Source organism: Lentzea sp. NPDC036955 (genome assembly GCF_055608005.1).
Genome location: NZ_JBVJRC010000009.1, coordinates 130,047 through 146,022, shown reverse-complemented (window position 1 = coordinate 146,022; position 15,976 = coordinate 130,047). Strand labels below are relative to the sequence as shown.

The window sequence follows — 15,976 nt, the reverse complement described above, 5'->3', positions numbered from 1 at the left end:
CTCCGGTTCAGGACAGGTCGGACAGGTCCAGCACGAACCGGTACCGCACGTCCCCGCGCGCCAGCCGGTCCAGCGCCTCGTTCACCCGCGCCGACGGCAGGACCTCGACGTCGGCGGTGATGCCGTGGGTGGCGCAGAACTCCAGCATGGCGGCGGTGGCGGCCAAGCCTCCGCTGCCGGCGGAGCTGAGCTTCTTGCGGCCCACCAGCAGGTCCAGCGCCTCGACCGTGATCGGGCCGAGGTGCCCGACCTGGCTGAGCGTGCCGTCCAGGGCGACCAGGCCGAGGTACGGGCTCAGGTCGTGGGCGACCGGAATGGTGTCGAGGACGACGTCGAAGCGGTCGCGGGCCGCGGCCATCTGCCCGGGGTCGGTGGAGACGACCACGTCGTGCGCGCCGAGGCGGGTGGCGTCGGTCGCGCGGTCGGCCGAGCGGGTCACGACCGCGACCTCCGCGCCCAGGGCTGCCGCGAACTTCACGGCGAGGTGGCCGAGGCCGCCCAGGCCGCTCACCGCGACCCGCGTGCCGGGGCCGACTCCCAAGGCGCGCAACGGTTCCCACACCGTGATGCCCGCGCACAGCAGCGGCGCGGCGGCGGCCGGGTCCAGGCCGGGCGGCAGAGGATGGGCGAAGCTCTCGCGCACGACGTACTCGCGGGAGAAACCGCCCAGCGTCGTCGAACCGTCGTGCCGGTCCGTGCCGCCGTAGGTCAGCGTGGGGAACTCGCGGCAGAAGTTCTCCTGGCCCGCCAGGCACATCGGGCACGTGCCGCACGAGTCGACGATGTTGCCGACCGCGACCGGGTCGCCGACGCGGAAGGCGGTCACGTCCTGGCCGGTCTCGGTGACCACGCCGGTGAACTCGTGGCCGGGCACCAGCACGGTCCCGCCGTCGTGGGCGCGCAGGGAGTGCAGGTCGGTGTGGCAGACACCGCAGTGGTCCACGCGCACCGCGATGTCGTCACGACGCAGGTCGCGGCGGGGGATCGGGGCGGCGCGCACCGTGGTCGCGTCGTGGGCCCGCCAGCCGGTGGTGGTCCTCATGGGCTCTCCTCCAAACAGACTGTTCTGTCTATTTCATGCTAACCCCAGGCGTCCGGTAAAGCAAACCAACTGTTCTGTCTGTAGGCTGGCACCATGTCCGACCAGCGGTTGACCGCCCGCGGCGAGGCCACGCGGCAGCGCATCATCGACGTCGCCACCCGCGAGTTCGCCGAGTACGGCATCGCCGGTGCCCGCATCGAGCGGGTCGTGGCCGCGGCACGGACGAACAAGGCCCAGCTCTACGGCTACTTCGGCAGCAAGGACGGGCTGTTCGACGCGATCTTCTCCGGGTCGCTGGAGCGGATCATGGACGTCGTCCCCATCGACGCCACCGACCTCGCAGGCTGGGCCGTGCGCCTGTACGACGAGTACCTGGAGCGGCCCGACCTGATCCGGCTCGCCACCTGGGCCCGGCTGGAACGCCGCCCCACCGGCCACCTCGTCGCCGACGCCGACCGGGTGGATGCGGGCAAGCTGGAGGCCATCGCGCAGGCGCAGGCCGCGGGGCTCGTCCGCGCCGGCGAGCCGTTCGACGTGATGGCCGTGGTGATCGCCATGTCCATGGCGTGGTCGCCGGTCAGCAACGTGTACGCGGCCACCGCCGACGAAGCCGCCGAGGAGCACGAGCGGCGCCGGGCGTTCCTGCGCGACAGCGTGCGCCGCGCGGTAGCGCCCTAAGACCGTCCACGTACCGGATAACGGATAACGGTCGTTCGCCCGCCGTTAGCGGTAGGTGGTGCGGTACGTGGTCGTCCCGGCCGCAGCTTTGAGTGTTGTCGGCTGCACAACCGCACTTTTACGTTCGTGGAGCGGAGCAACCGCGGTCACCACCGCGGTCCCTGAACCCGCATCCCCTGCGAAGTAAAGGTGCACGTCGATGCGCAACAAAATCATGAGGGCGGTCGCCTGCGCGGCCGCCGCGGCCGGTGTGGTGGCGATGACCGCCGGCACCGCCGCATCGCAACCCGCGGCCGGACCCGCGATCCTGAACGCGGGTGCCTCGGACGCCGTGGCCGACCGCTACATCGTGGTGTTCAAGGGCGAGGACAACGTTGACGCCTCGGCCGCGGCGATGGTCCAGCGGTACGGCGGCACGGTGCGCAAGACCTACGACCGGGTGGTCGACGGCTACTCCGCCACCATGTCGGTGACCCAGGCCGCGAAGCTCGCCAAGGACCCGAAGGTCGCCTACGTCCAGCAGGTCAACCGGATGTCCACGATGGACACCCAGACGCCGACGCCGAACTGGGGCGTGGACCGGATCGACCAGCGTGACTACCCGCTCGACAGGAGCTACAGCTACCCGTCGAGCGCGGGCCAGGGCGTGCGGATCTACATCCTCGACAGCGGCATCAACGCGAGCCACAGCGAGTTCACCGGCCGGATCGCGGCGGGCTACGACTACGTCGACGACGACCGCACGCCCCAGGACTGCAACGGCCACGGCACCCACGTCGCCGGCACCGCGGCGGGCACGAAGTACGGCGTGGCCAAGAAGGCGACGATCGTGCCGATGCGCGTGCTCAACTGCAAGGGCGACGCCTACGACGACGACATCCTCGCGGCCGCCGACTGGGTCGCCAAGAACGCCGTGAAGCCCGCGGTGGTCAACTACAGCATCGGCTGCCGCCAGCGGTGCAACACCCCCGCCATCGACAACGCCGTCAAGGCCGTCGTGGCCAGCGGCGTGCAGTGGGTGCAGGCGGCGGGCAACTCCACCGACGACTCCTGCTACTACAGCCCGCAGAAGGTCGCGGCTGCCGTCACCGTCGGCAACGCGACCTGGGAGGACGAGCGCCGCTTCGACAGCAACTACGGCTCGTGCCTGGACATCTGGGCGCCGGGCACGGACATCGTGTCGGCCTCCTACTCCAGCACCACCGGCACGGCGACGATGTCGGGCACGTCGATGGCCTCGCCGCACGTGGCGGGTGCGGCGGCGCTGTACCTGGCGCGCAACACCTCCGCCACGCCGGCGCAGGTGCGTGACGCGCTCGTGCGCAACGCGACCACCAACCGCCTGACGGGCATCGGGTCCAGCTCGCCCAACGCCCTGCTGTACACCGCGTTCCTCAACGGCGCGGCGTAACACCCCCTGAACGCACGGCGCCCGGCGAGACCAGGACTCGCCGGGCGCTGTGCCACCACACGACCGTCCACATCGCAAATCCCGCACTTGAACTCCCGCACGAAGCCGCCGACCATACCGGGACGACGAGTTCCAGGAGGCCGGTGATGTCCCAGGAGGTCGGCCGGGAACGGCTCGCGTCGTTCGCCGAGGCGCTGGACGCCGCGATCACCGCCAGCGGGCTGACGCTCGACCGCGTCCGCCACCGGCTGGCCGAGCAGGGCACCGAGATCGGCATCGCCACCCTGAGCTACTGGCGCCGCGGCCACCGCCGCCCCGAGGGGCCGGAGTCGTTGCGCGCGGTGCAGCTGCTGGAACGGGTGCTGGGCCTGCCACCGGCCTCGCTGGTCGTGCTGCTGGGCGCGCCACGCCCGCGCGGGCGCTGGGTCACCCGGCCGGACAGCCCGCACGTCGCACCGCTCGTCGCCGAGCTCGACGACCCGGACGAGGGCCGGTGCGGGCTCGTGTCGGCGCACGACGTCTTCACCGTGCGCGCCGACCGCACCGAACGCGGTGTGCGGTCCAGGGTGGTCCTGCGCGGGCTGAGCGGACTCGTCCACCGGTACCTGGTGCGCTACGAGGCCGACGAACCGGGCACCACGCCCGCGTTGACGGCCGTCGACTTCTGCCGCGTCGGCCGCACGGTGGTCGACGCCGCCTCCGGGCTGATCGTGGCCGAGCTGCTGCTGGACCGGCCGCTCAAACCCGGCGAGCACACCGTCGTCGAGTACGGGCTGTGCGCGCCGCCCGGTCCGCCGGTCGAGTTCTACTCCCGGCGCTTGCGCAGTCCCGTCGGCGAGTACGCGCAGCTGGTCCGGTTCGAAGGCGACCCACCGGCCGGCGGGCACACGTTCCGCAAGGACGGACCGGCCGCACCCGAGCACACCACCGAGCCGCTGCACGTCGGCGCGTCCGGCACCAGCGCGCTGGTCGTCCACGACGTGCGGCCGTGCGTGGTCGGCACCCGCTGGCACTGGTGACCGGTTTTTCACAGCATTGAGGCCGCGTCCCGGCCGTGGCGGCACCTTTTTCACACAATTGGCGAGGCCGTCCCGACGTCATTGCCGCGGCGGGCCCCGCGACTCATCCTTTCGGTCGTCACAACGGTGTGACCAGGCCCGGAAGGCTCCCCTGCAATGGTTCCCCACCTCATCACCGCCCTGGCGGTCGCGTCGGCGGCCGCGCTGGCCGTCCCCCTGCCCGCGACCGCCGCCGCCGCCGAGTGCCCGCCGGCACCCGAGTCCTGTGTGGACACGGAGCTCGCGCTGGACCGGCTGCCCGCCGTCGGCGAGTCCGCGACCGCGACCCTGCACCTGCGCCCGAAGGCCCGCGTCGACCGGGCCCAGCTCGTCGTGCGGCTGCCGGCCGGGTTGCGGCTGACCGACCGCGGCGGGCTCTCCGCACCGCGCACGGCCGGGTTCGGCACGGTCGCCGAGCAGTCGATCGGCCTGACCGCCGAGCGGACCGTGCGCTTCGGCGTCACGGCCGTGCAGGCGGGTCCCGCCCAGGTCGAGGCGACCGTGCGCACCGACGCCCGGCTGCGCCCCGCCCGTTCCGCCGCGACGCTCACCGTGGCCGGACAGCCCGGTGCGTCCAGGGCCGGTGCGGACGGCGCCGACATGGCCACCGTGTCGCGGACCGCGGTCCAGAACGCGCAGGCCGCGGCGAACCAGGTCTGCGCGAAGGGCAGCTACAGCCACGCCACCCCGGACAACACGTGGAAGCCCGTCCGCAACGCCGGTGTGCGCATCGAGGGACGCACCACGGCCGGCAGCCAGGTCACGACCTACGGCACCGGCCTGACCAGCGCCCAGGACGGCTCGTACCGCGTGTGCTTCCCCGCCACGACCACCCTGTCCCAGGTGTGGGTGCGCTTCACCGCCGACTCCGGCCTGTGGCAGGTGCGGCCGTTCACCACCAGCACGCCCTACACCAGCTACACCGCGGCCATGACCTCGGTCGCCACCGGCACCGAGGTCGACTTCGGCGCGACCGCCCCCGCCGACTTCCAGATGCGCGGCTGGCGGGCGTTCGACACCATCACCCGCCTGTGGGGCGTGCACGGCCAGAGCCGGTGCTGGACCGGTGCCGAGACCGGGACCTGCCGCAAGCTCTCCCTCTGGTGGCACCCGGACAGCACGGTCGGCGCCCACTGGGACAACTCCGTCGCCCTCGCTGACCGCCACGTCGAGCTGGCCGCCGCCGACCCCGACTCCGAGCACCTCGTCATCCACGAGGCCGGGCACGGGCTGATGGACGTGCTCCACCAGGGGTGGTGGCCGCGGGACGACTGCCCCAGCCCGCACTACCCGAACCGGGTCAGCGGCACGAACTGCGGGTGGACCGAGGGCTTCGCCAACGCACTGGCCGGCTACGTCATGGGCGACGGCAAGTACGTCTACGTCAACGGCGTCGAGGTCGACCTGATGAACACCCGCTGGTTCGACCCGTCCCAGCCGACCTCGGCCACCAACCTGCAGAACGGCGACCAGGTGGAGGCCAGGGTGGCGGGCGCGCTGATCCGGCTGTGGCGCGAGGTCGACAACGGGCCGGTGCGCACGTTCGACAGCCTCGCCGGCAACCGCACCAGCAACCTCCGCGAGTGGTTCCTCTCCCGCAGGCCCGCCGCCGGGCTGGACGTGTCCGCGTCGACCCGCAACCTCGTCTACCGGCACACGATCGACTACCGCAGCGCGTAGGCGGTGAGCGCGGGACGTCGCCGGTGGGCTCACGGCGGCGTCCCGCGCTGCCGGGTTTCCGGCGGATTCCGCTCCCGCGCATCCCGTTCCGGCCCTGGGCGCCTCTACACCGGTGAACGCACGTTCGTCCGGAGGGACCACATGCCAGGAGCCCAGTCGTCGTCCACCCCCGCGGCCCTGGTGGGCCGTGCCGCCGAGCTGGGCCTGCTGCGGGCCGCCGTCGTGGGGCGCAGACCGGCGCTGGTGCAGGTGGAGGGCGAGGCGGGGGTCGGCAAGAGCCGGCTGGTGCGGGAGCTGGTCGCGGCCGTCGCGCCGGTGCTGCCGACCGTGCTGACCGGGCGGTGCCAGCGCACGCCGGAACCGTTCGTGCTGGGGCCGGTGCTGGAGGCGTTGCGCGGGCTGCGCGGGGTGCTGGCCGGTGGCGGGCTGTCGCCGGTCACCGCCGCGCTGCGGGCCGTCGTGCCGGAGCTCGCGGACGTGCTGCCGGCGCCGGTCACCGCCGCCGACCCGCGGTTCGACCGGCACCTGCTGTTCCGGGCGGTCCGCGAGGTGCTCGCGGTCGCGGGACCGGCGGTGCTCGTCGTCGAGGACCTGCACTGGGCCGACGAGGCGACGCTGGCGTTCCTGCGGTTCCTGCTGTCCGACCCGCCCGCGCGGCTGGCGGTCGTGATCACGTTCCGGCGCGAGGACGTGACCGGCGGGATGCCGCTGGGGACCGCGTTCCGGCCGGCCGCCGGGGTGACGACGGAGATCGTCGAGCTGGCGCCGCTGGACGTCGCGCAGGTCGGTGAGCTGGCCGCGGCGGTCCTGGGGTGCCCGCGGTGGGCGAGGCGGTCGCCGCCGAGCTGCACGGACGCACGGCGGGGCTGCCGTTCGTCGTCGAGGAGGCCATCCGCGGTCACGGTGCGGGCCACGGCGGGGTGCCGGTGCTGGTGCGGGAGTCCGTGGCGGAACGGGTCGCGGCGCTCACGCCCGACGCGCGCCGGCTGGTCCGCGCGGCCTCGGTGTTCACCGAGCCGGTCACCGCGGAGCAGCTCGGCGAGGTGGCGGACCTGGCAGGGCAGCGGCTGCGCGCGGCGGTGGACGAGGCGCTGGCCCGCCCGGTGCTGCACCAGACGGGGGAGAACACCTACTGGTTCCGGCACGCGCTGGCCCGGCAGGCCGTGTACTGCGCCGTCGGCGTCATGCACCGCACCGAGCTGCACGCGCGGGCGGTCCGGTCGCTGGCCGCGGCCGACCCGCCGCCGCTGGTGCAGCTGGCCGAGCACAGCCGCCTCGCCCACCGGCGCGACGAGTGGCTCACCTACGGCGAACGGGCCGCCGACCAGGCACTGGCCTCCGCCGACGCCACGACCGCCACCGCGTTGCTGCGGCTGCTGCTCGCCGAGGCGTCGCTGTCCGGTGCCGACGTCGACCGGTTGGGTGCCAAGCTGGGGGAGGCGTCGCTGCTGGGCCTGGACGTCGCCGCCTCGGTGGCGGTGCTCAAACCGCTGCTGGCCGACGAACGGCTCTCGCCCGCCGCGCGCGGTGAGGTGCGGATGCACCTGGGGCTGCTGCTGGCCCGCCAGTCCGACACCCTCGCCGAGGGCCGCGCGCAGCTGGAGCTCGCCGTCGACGACCTGGCAGGGCGCCCGGAGCTGGCCGCGAAGTGCGTGAGCGCGCTGGCCCAGCCGTTCAACGGCGACGCGCCGCTGCCGTCGCTGACCAGGTGGCTGCGCGAGGCCGACGCCATCGCCGGTCGCTGCGAGGACGGTGAGCTGCGCATCTCGCTCGTTGCCAACGTTGTCGGCTCGCTCGTGGCGGTCGGCGACCGGGCGGTGCTCGACCGGCTCGACAGCCTGCCGCGGGCGGGCCGCACCCTCGGCGAACAGCGCCAGGTCGCGCGGGCGCACTGCAACCTCGCCGACTCGCTCACCATCGTCGGCCGCTTCGACCAGGCGGGCGACCACCTGCGGTTCGGCACGCAGGCGGCACGGGACAGCGGCGCGCGGTACGTGCTGAGCACCGCGCACAGCACCGAGGTGCGGCTTGCCTGGTTCACCGGCGAGTGGGACGGGCTGGCCGAACGGGCGGCGGCGCTGCTGGCCGAGCACCGCGGGCTGGTGGCGGTGGCGGGCGAGCTGCACCTGGTGCTGGGCCTGCTCGCACTGGCCCGCGGCCAGTGGGCCGCCGCCGCGGCGCACCTGGAGCAGACCGGGGTGCGCACCCCGCGCGACGCCGTCACCCCGGTCGCGCTCGCCGGCAGCGCCGGTCTGGTCCGGCTCGCGCTGCGCGACGACGTGGCACGGGCCGGCCACGAAGCCGACGCGGGGCTCGCACTCGCGCGGCGCAAGCAGGTGTGGGCGTGGGCGGGAGAGCTGGCCGAGGCGGCGGTCGACGCCTACCTGGCCGCTGACCGCGTCCACGACGCCAGGGACGTCGTGCGCGACCTGGAGGAGGGCATCGCACAGGCGGCCGCACCGCTGGCCGCCGCCGCGCTGCACTCCTGCCGGGGCGCCCTCGCCGCGCACACCGGCGGTGACGGGACACCGTGCTTCACCGCCGCCGCCCGCGCCTACGAGGACTGCCGGGCCCCCTACCTCGCGGCACTGGCGTGGGAACGGGCCGGCTCGCACCTGCTGCGCCGCGGTGGCAGCGCCGCGATCACCGCCTACACCCGCTGCGCCGACCGGTTCGAGGCGCTCGACGCCTCCCACGACGCGGCCCGCTGCCGCCACCTGCTGCGCGGCCTGGGCGCGGTCACCCCGTCCCGGCGCGGCAGCCGCGGCTACGGCGACGACCTCTCGCCGCGGGAACGGGAGGTGGCGCGGCTGCTGGTCGCCGGGCTCACGAACAACGAGATCGCCGAGGTGCTGTTCCTGTCACCGCGGACCGTCGAGCAGCACACGTCGAGCGTGCTGCGGAAGCTCGGGCTGGGCTCGCGGCGGGACATCCGGTCCGCGCACCTGGCCTGATCACGCTCACCGGACCGCCGCGCTCGGCCTCGACGGGGTGCCGGCGTTGGCCGGAGGCCGTTCTGCGATGCGGTGCCCGCCGGACCCGGCGCGACCGCGGTCCGTGTGCGTCGGGTCAGCGCCGCTCGGACGATCTGGACGTGGACGGGCCGCCGCGCTCGGCGGCGACCCGGACGACCACACCCTCGGCCTCGACGGCGAGCACGGCCCGCACCCGAGCTGAGACCACCGGCGAGAACCGCGTCAGCCGGTGGGCGCGGAGGACGGTGGCTCCTCCGCCGGCGAGGACACCGGTGCCACCGGCTCCGGCCGCGGCGCGGTCGTCTCCGGGGTCGTCGGCGCCGCCGGGGCCGGCCGGGGAGCGCCGTTGCTGACCGACAGCGTCACCGCCGTGCCGCGGATCGCGACCCCCTGCGGCGACTGGGAGATCACCGAGCCGGACGGCTTCGTCGAGCTGACCGACACCGTCGACACCTGGTACCCGGCCTCGCGCAGCATCGCCGTCGCCTTCTCCAGGTCCGCGCCCACCACGTCCGGGATCTTCTGCTGCTGGTCGCCGTGCCGGTAGCGGTCCTCCACCTCCGGCAGCGGCTTCTCCGGCAGGTCCGCGTGCACCGTCATCATCGTCTGGTACCAGGTGGCCGCGGGAGCCGTGCCGCCGTAGATGTTGCCCTCCGGGCACAGCCGCGGCGGGCCCGAGCTGATGCAGATGCCCTGCGGCGAGGTGCTGTCGTTGAACACCTGCACGGCACCCGCGTAGTCGGGGGTCGCGCCGATGTACGCGGCGGACTTGTACTCCTCGGTCGTGCCGGTCTTGCCCATCATCGGGCGCGTCCAGCCCGCCTGGCGCGCGGCGTACGCCGTGGTGCCCATGCCCTTGTTGTCCTCGCTCAGGCCGACGGCCAGCGCGTTGGCGAGCGGTTCGGCCACGGCCTGCTCGCACGGCGGCTTGACCAGCTCCACGGGCTTGCCGTCGCGGTCGTAGACCTTGCGCACCGGCGTGGGCTTGCACCACTTGCCGCCGCTCATGATCGTCGCGGCGACGTTCGCGAGCTCCAGGGTGCTCGACGGGGCCGGGCCGAGGGTGAACGACGCGTTGGCGTTGGCCTTGTAGTACTCGGCCTGGGAGACGCGCAGCTCCTTGACGGCCTTGGGGTCCGGTGCCACACCGGCGATGTTCGTGGCCATCGTCTTGCGCATCCCCAGCCGGGAGGCCATGTCCACCACCGCGTCCAGGCCCGTCTTCTCCTCCAGGATCACGAACGCCGTGTTCGGCGAGGTCGCGAGTGCCTGGCGCAACGGCATCTGCGGCGGGTAGCGGTCGTTGTGGTTCGACAGGCAGTACCAGTAGGTGTTCGGCTCCCCGGTCGACGGGCAGGACGCCGCGCCGCCCTTGAACACCCGCGAGGTGTAGGAGTTGGGGGAGGGGATGACCGTGTCGATGCCGATGCCCTTCTCCAGCGCGGCGGCCGCGGTGAACACCTTGTACACCGAGCCCGTGCCGAACTTGTTCTCCACACCGCTGGGCAGGTCGAACTGGGTCTGGAACTTCTCCTTGTCGAGGCCGTAGTCGCGGTTGGCCACCAGCGCCACGACCTCGTGGGAGTCCTTGCCGGGCTTGACGATCGCCATGGTGTTGGCCACGCCCGGCGTGTTCTTGGGCGCCTGCGCCTCGACCGCCTGCTTGGCCTGCTCGGTGATCTTCGGGTCCAGCGTGGTCTCGATGCGGTACCCGCCGATCTTGAGCTCCTCCAGGTTGAACCCGGCCTCGGTCAGGTACTCGATGAGGAACGAGCAGAAGAAGCCGTGCGACGGCCCGGCGCCGACGCACCCGGTCTGCAGCGGACGGACGGGTTCCTGCAGCCCGAGGGGCGCGGCCTTGTGCCGTTCGGCCTCCTCCTTGGGCAGCTTGTTCTCCGCCACCATCGCGTCGATGACGATGTTCCTGCGCTGCAGGGCCTTGTCCGGCCGCGCCTCCGGGTCGAGCGCGGTCGGGCTGTTGACCATGCCGGCGAGCGTGGCCGACTGCGTGACCGTCAGCTTGTCCGGCGTCGTGTCGAAGTACGCCTGCGCGGCGGCACCGATGCCGAAGATCGTCGAACCGAACGGCACCAGGTCGAGGTAGCGGGAGAGGATCTCGTCCTTGCTCAGCGCCACCTCCAGCCCCACCGCGATCCGCGCCTCCCGCAGCTTGCGGGACAGGCTCTGCTCCTGCGCGTCCTGCTGCGCGCCCTTGTCGGTGCGGGCCAGCACGTGCACGAGGTAGTTCTTCACGTACTGCTGGGTCAGCGTCGACGCGCCCTGCTCCACCTCACCGCTGGCGTTGTTGCGCGCGGCGGCCCGCAGCGTCGCGAGCCAGTCGACGCCGTTGTGCTCGTAGAACCTGCGGTCCTCGATCGCGAACAACGCGTCCTTCATGTGCGACGAGATCTTGTCCGGTGGCGTGCGCACCCGGTACTGGTCGTACAGGTACGCGATCGGCGTGCCGTCCTTGTCCACCACCGTCGTCATCAACGGCGGCTGGGTGTTCAGCATCTGGGCCAGTGTGGACTTCACCTGGTCGCTGATCCGGTTCGACACCGTGCCGATCGTCCCGGCGGCCGGGAAGAGGAGCCCCGCCACCAGAAGGCCGGCCGCCAGGCACAGCCCGGCGAGCTTTCCGACGCACGAAGCGATCCTCCTGCGGTCCACTGTCGACTCCCCTCGATGGTTCGGCCTCCGACGGTTACCCGCCGTCCCCGTGATCAGGCGCCCGCTTCGAATGAACCCGGTCCGCGAAACCGGTCACCGAGAGTGCTTTCCGGGCCGTCCGTCCACCCGCTCGTGTCAACCCGTGGGTGTCCGGTTTTTCCGTTACCGGCACGGGTAGCTGGCCATCAGACGATTCACACACGGGGAGGAAGTCCAATGCCGTCGCAACCAAGTGCTGGCCACCTCGTACTTCGCGCCGCCGCGGTCGCGCTGGTCGTGGGCGCGCTGTGCACCGCGCCCGCACAGGCGTCAGAAGGCGCCGAGGACCACTTCGCGGGCTCGCAGATCGCCAAGCACGAGGGCACCGGCGAGATGCTCATGACACCACCGGACCTCGGCGTGGGCCGGGTGGACGGGATCGACGTCAGCAGCCACCAGGGTGCCGTCGACTGGGGACACTGGTGGAACAACGGCAAGCGGTTCGCCTACATCAAGGCCACCGAGGGGACGAACTACAAGAACCCCAACTTCACCCAGCAGTACAACGGTTCCTACAACGTCGGCATGACCAGGGGCGCCTACCACTTCGCGTTGCCCGACCGCTCCGACGGCGCCACGCAGGCGCGGTACTTCGTCGCGAACGGCGGCGGCTGGTCGCGTGACGGCCGCACGCTCCCGGGAACGCTCGACATCGAGTACAACCCCTACGGCGGCGACACCTGCTACGGCCTGAGCCCCGCCGCGATGGTGGGCTGGATCAAGAGCTTCAGCGACACCTACCAGGCGCTCACCAAGCGCTGGCCGGTGATCTACACCTCGACGCTGTGGTGGGACAGGTGCACCGGCCGCACCGGTGACTTCAGCTCCACGAACCCGTTGTGGGTGGCCAGGTACGCGCCCTCGGTGGGCCCGATGCCGTTCCAGTGGCCGTTCCACACGATCTGGCAGTTCACGTCCTCACCGATCGACCAGAACGTCTTCAACGGCGGCGCCGACCGGCTAGCCGCACTGGCCACAGGATGAGCCATGAGCCTCTCGGCAAGCAGGTCGAACCTCATCTTGCTCGTGTTCCTCGCCGTGGTCTTCGCGGTGTCGTCGACACTCGTGGTGATCTCGGTGGTGCACATCGAGCGAACCGGCCTCGTGGTCGAGGGGATCGAGGACGGGTCGGTCGTGCCCGTCTCGGCGATGCGCAACGTCAGCGTCTCCGCGAGCGACCCCAGCGTGCTGAACGAGGTGGAGGTCCTCGTCGACGACACCGTGGTCGCGACCCGTCGGGTCGGCGAGCGGCTGGTGCTGAACGAGGTCAAGCTCGCGGAGGGCGACCACGTGCTGGTCGTCCGCGCCCCCAGCCCGACGTCGCTGTCGCTGACCGCGGAGGTCGCGTTCGAGTTCACCGTGGACAACACCTCGGAACCGTGGCGGGCCGGGCTCCAGGTGAGCACGCCCGCCGGCGGCTCCTGACAGGTGCCGGGTCTGTGCCGAGGTCCCGTTCGACGGGCGTCCCGCCCGTGCTCCCGGGCCGCCTCAGGCGTCGGCGGTCTCCGCGCACGCCACCACGGCGCGCGCGAGGTCGGCCGCGCGGTGCATCGCCTCCGCGTAGAGCGCCATCAGGCCCAGCGACTCGACGTGCCCGGCCAGCTCGCCGGTGTCGGCCACGTCGAGCCGGGTCTGCGCGGTGGCGCGCACGATCGAGGCCGTGGCGGCACCCATCCGCTGCGACAGCGCGGCGATGGCGCGCATGACGTCCTCGGCGTCGGCAGGGCTGATCGGCACCTCGGTGTCGTCGCCGACCAGGAGCCGCCCGAGGTCGGCGTCCCACGTGGCCGCCGCCGTGCACAGGGCGGTCGTGAACGGCCGCCAGTCGGCGTTGTCGAGTGCTCCGTGTTCGCTCACCGCATCCACCTCCAACCGGATTTGAACCGGGATACCCGAGGGTCACCGCCCTGCGCCCCCGTGACGGATGAACCGTCCACCAGAATTGATGACACTCCGTGAGGAATTCACTAGAGCGAGTGCATACCTGGTCCGGAACGACTGAATGGCCAGGTCGCGGGTACCTGCCGACCACGACACGACCACAGCCCACGTTCAGGGAAAGGACAGGGGCAATGGCTATCGACGAACTCCTGAACGAGGGCCACGACGGCTTCCGCACCCGCTGGCCCGGCTACGACCGCGCGCAGGTCGACGAGGCGTTCGCCCGCCTCGAGGAACAGCTGGAGGTCGCCTGCGCCGACCGCGACGCCGCCCTCGCCACCGCGGAGGACCTCGCCCGGCACCTCGAGGAAGCCCGCTCGGAGCTCACCGAGTACCGCATGATCCACGCGGGGCACAGCAAGGAGAACGCCGTCTCCGGCTGCATCCGCTACCTGCTGCACGTCGCCCGCCGCAAGGCGGAGGAGATCGAGACCGACGCCCGCGCCCGCGCCGAGAACGCCGTGCAGCGCGCCGAGGAGGCCGCCGGCCGGCACGCCCGGCTCCTCGACGAGACCGAGCAGGAGACCCAGCGCCGCCTCGCGGAGGCGAGCCAGCGCGCCCGGCAGATCGTGGGAGAGGCGCTGGAGCAGTCCCGCTCCCTGCTCGCCGATCTCGGGGAACGGCAACGGTTGCTGGACCAGTGGTACACCGAGCTGGCGACCGTGCAGGGCCTGCCACTGCCCCGGCAGGCGGAACCGGAGCGGAAGCCGGGGGAGCAGGCACGTGCCGCGTGGGAGGAGCCCGAGCCGGAGGAGTCCGAGGCGGACGAGTCGCGCCGGGACGAGTTCGGGCGGGGTGGGGCCGACCGGGGTGAGTCCGGGATGGACGGTTCCCGCCGGGACGAGCTCGCGCGGAGCAGGTCCGGCCGGGGTGGGTCCGGAGTGGACGAGCTCCGGCGAGGTGAGTCCGGGGTGGGTGAGTCCGGTGTGGACGAACCCGGGTCGGGGAAGACCGGACGGGCGGAGCCGGGGCGGGTGAGGCCGGGTTCGACCGAGCTCGCACCGGCTGCGCTTGTGCGGACCGAGGCCGAGGACGCCAAGCCCGCGGTGGTGCGGCGCAGGCTGCGCAGGTCGGCGCTGGCCGAGCCCGCGTGGGCGGAGGTCGCGGTTCCCGAGCCCGCACAGGCCGAGTCGACGCTGACGATGACCGCGTTGACCGAGCCCGCGGCTCCCGAGTCCGCGCCGCTCGAGTCGACGCTGACCATGGCCGCGGCGACCGAGTCCGCGTCGATCGAGCCCGCACCGGCTGGGACCGCGCTGGCCGCGGCTGCGCCGTCCGCGCCGCTCGACTCCGCTCCGGCCATGGCCGCGCTGACCGAGACCACCCCGGGCCTGCCCCTGCTGGACGAGCCCGCACCCGCGCCGGCCGAGTCGACGCTGGCCGACCCGGCCCTGGTCGAGAAGCTGTTCACCCACCCCGCACCGACCGACATCGCCCAGCCCGACACCGCTCAGTCCGACGCCGCACCGGCCGAGACGACGCTGGCCGACCCGGCCCTGGTCGAGAAGCTGTTCACCCACCCCGTCCAGCCCGACACCGCTCAGTCCGGTGTCGCTCAGTCCGACGCCGCACCGGCCGACTCCACGGCCACCGAACCCGGCGCAGAACCCGGCACCGAGCCTGGCGCCGAACTCGACGCCGACCCCGCGTCCGGCCCCGCCGCCGTCACCGCGCCGCCCGAGGCGCCCGCCGAGACCACCCGCACCACCACCGACCCGCTGAGCGTGACCCGATGACCGCCATCGCCGACCGCCCCACCACCGACGACCTCACCACCGACGACCTCACCGCCGACCCGGCCGACGTCACCGCCACCTGCGTCGTCGTCGACCTCCAGGACTGCGGCGGCACGGGCGTGCGCTGGGCGGCCACGTGCGCCGAGGCGCTGGGCGTCGGCCTGGTGGTGCGGGCCGGGAACGCCCCGCACCGCGTGGCACAGCTCCTGGAGGGCCACCCGGACCTGACCGTCCACGTCGAACACCCCGACCAGCCGCCCGCGCGCTGGGAAGGCGGCCTGGTGGTCATCTCCCGCGCGACCGCCCAGGCCGCGCCGCCGCTCGCCGGACGGGACTGCCGCGACGTCGTGGTGGTGTGCGGGGAACCCGCCGCGCTCGCCGGGCGCTACGGTGTCGTGACCGCGGTCATCGACCCCGTGGGTGGTGAAGGTGTGCTGCGGCGGGCGGTCGTGCACTGCCGGGCGCGCCGGGCCACCCGGTTGCGGGTGCTGACGCGGCCGTACGCCGGTGTCGTCGACTCGCTCGACGCCGCCGACGTCGTCCACTCCGCGTGCCCGGACGTCATCGTCGAGCTGGTGCACGAGACCAGGTCCGTCGACGACGAGACCCGGCTCTACCCGAGCGACCTGCTCGTGGTGTCCGGGCGGGAACGCGGGCCGGCGGAGGGTCTGCAACCGGCCGCGCTCGCGGCACTGCACCGCGCGCCCTGCCCGGTGCTGTTCAGCTGCTCATGACGGGGGAACACC

General features: G+C 72.9%; 12 protein-coding genes and 1 pseudogene. 10 read left to right on the top strand and 3 right to left on the bottom strand.

The genetic code is table 11. The annotated features are described in order from the left end of the window. Nucleotides 1-7 precede the first annotated feature (7 nt). The gene (locus ACZ7CF_RS30005; RefSeq protein WP_360392919.1) at nucleotides 8-1,042 is read right to left on the bottom strand and encodes an NAD(P)-dependent alcohol dehydrogenase; all 1,035 of its coding nucleotides are present in this window, start codon (nucleotides 1,040-1,042) and stop codon (nucleotides 8-10) included. A gap of 93 nt (nucleotides 1,043-1,135) precedes the next feature. Here ACZ7CF_RS30005 and ACZ7CF_RS30000 point away from each other — a divergent pair, with 93 nt between their 5' ends. The 6 genes and pseudogenes from ACZ7CF_RS30000 (at nucleotide 1,136) to ACZ7CF_RS29975 (ending at nucleotide 8,823) form a co-directional block, all read left to right on the top strand. Further along, nucleotides 1,136-1,720: a TetR/AcrR family transcriptional regulator gene (locus tag ACZ7CF_RS30000; RefSeq protein WP_470371141.1), complete on the top strand. Its 585-nt coding sequence runs from the start codon at nucleotides 1,136-1,138 to the stop codon at nucleotides 1,718-1,720. A 199-nt stretch (nucleotides 1,721-1,919) separates the two neighbouring features. Next, entirely contained in the window at nucleotides 1,920-3,131 is a 1,212-nt protein-coding gene (locus ACZ7CF_RS29995) for a S8 family peptidase (protein ID WP_470371140.1), read from the top strand. A gap of 146 nt (nucleotides 3,132-3,277) precedes the next feature. Then, nucleotides 3,278-4,150: a helix-turn-helix domain-containing protein gene (locus tag ACZ7CF_RS29990; RefSeq protein WP_360392927.1), complete on the top strand. Its 873-nt coding sequence runs from the start codon at nucleotides 3,278-3,280 to the stop codon at nucleotides 4,148-4,150. A 156-nt stretch (nucleotides 4,151-4,306) separates the two neighbouring features. After that, nucleotides 4,307-5,869, top strand: a complete 1,563-nt coding sequence (locus ACZ7CF_RS29985; RefSeq protein WP_470371139.1) for a hypothetical protein — start codon at nucleotides 4,307-4,309, stop codon at nucleotides 5,867-5,869. Between the two features lie 141 nt (nucleotides 5,870-6,010). Next, nucleotides 6,011-6,475 (top strand): annotated as a pseudogene (locus ACZ7CF_RS29980) (AAA family ATPase); the annotation flags it as partial. Nucleotides 6,476-6,690: 215 nt separating this feature from the next. Continuing rightward, nucleotides 6,691-8,823, top strand: coding sequence for a helix-turn-helix transcriptional regulator (locus ACZ7CF_RS29975; RefSeq protein ID WP_470371138.1), 2,133 nt, complete (start codon nucleotides 6,691-6,693; stop codon nucleotides 8,821-8,823). A 243-nt stretch (nucleotides 8,824-9,066) separates the two neighbouring features. On the opposite strand, the gene ACZ7CF_RS29970 is transcribed toward ACZ7CF_RS29975, so the two are convergent. Beyond that, complete coding sequence (locus ACZ7CF_RS29970) at nucleotides 9,067-11,514, bottom strand: penicillin-binding protein (RefSeq protein WP_470371137.1); 2,448 nt, start codon at nucleotides 11,512-11,514, stop codon at nucleotides 9,067-9,069. Nucleotides 11,515-11,730: 216 nt separating this feature from the next. On the opposite strand from ACZ7CF_RS29970, the gene ACZ7CF_RS29965 reads away from it, so the two are divergent. Together ACZ7CF_RS29965 and ACZ7CF_RS29960 are read left to right on the top strand one after the other, a co-directional pair. Beyond that, nucleotides 11,731-12,537, top strand: coding sequence for a lysozyme (locus ACZ7CF_RS29965; protein ID WP_360392938.1), 807 nt, complete (start codon nucleotides 11,731-11,733; stop codon nucleotides 12,535-12,537). Between the two features lie 3 nt (nucleotides 12,538-12,540). Beyond that, entirely contained in the window at nucleotides 12,541-12,978 is a 438-nt protein-coding gene (locus tag ACZ7CF_RS29960) for a hypothetical protein (RefSeq protein ID WP_360392940.1), read from the top strand. Between the two features lie 63 nt (nucleotides 12,979-13,041). Here ACZ7CF_RS29960 and ACZ7CF_RS29955 read toward each other — a convergent pair whose 3' ends face one another. Further along, nucleotides 13,042-13,410, bottom strand: coding sequence for a hypothetical protein (locus ACZ7CF_RS29955; RefSeq protein ID WP_360392943.1), 369 nt, complete (start codon nucleotides 13,408-13,410; stop codon nucleotides 13,042-13,044). Nucleotides 13,411-13,625: 215 nt separating this feature from the next. Between ACZ7CF_RS29955 and ACZ7CF_RS29950 the strand changes: the two genes are divergently transcribed. Beyond that, a complete protein-coding gene (locus ACZ7CF_RS29950) occupies nucleotides 13,626-15,230 on the top strand; it encodes a hypothetical protein (protein WP_470371136.1) in 1,605 nt (534 codons plus the stop codon). After that, a complete protein-coding gene (locus tag ACZ7CF_RS29945; RefSeq protein WP_458431440.1) occupies nucleotides 15,227-15,964 on the top strand; it encodes a hypothetical protein in 738 nt (245 codons plus the stop codon). Before ACZ7CF_RS29950 ends, ACZ7CF_RS29945 begins: the two co-directional genes overlap by 4 nt. The last annotated feature ends 12 nt before the right edge of the window (nucleotides 15,965-15,976 follow it).